General features: G+C 64.2%; 1 pseudogene. It reads right to left on the reverse strand.

The window, feature by feature from the left end:
• Positions 1-271, reverse strand: a pseudogene (locus DXX99_RS11165) (RNA-guided endonuclease InsQ/TnpB family protein); the annotation flags it as partial.

Raw genomic sequence — 271 nt, forward strand, 5'->3', positions numbered from 1 at the left:
TAAGGCTTGCCCGCACCTTCTGCCAGTACCGCCTCACCGACTTGATGAACCTGCCGGAGTAGAGCAGCACGGTCCCGTCCTCGAAGGCGGCTGCCATGAGGATGGTTTCCCCCAGGTCCAGGGCAGCTCTTTTCGTCCCGGGACGCGGGTTCGCCTTCACCTCCACCACCAGACGGGCTTCTATCCGCCCGGACACCTTGTCGTAGGTGACGGAGAACTCCCGCACCCGCTCGTACTCCACGCCGGGACGGTGGGATATGCGGAAGGAGAC

The organism is Ammonifex thiophilus, from assembly GCF_003368535.1.
Classification (GTDB): domain Bacteria; phylum Bacillota; class Desulfotomaculia; order Desulfotomaculales; family Ammonificaceae; genus Ammonifex; species Ammonifex thiophilus.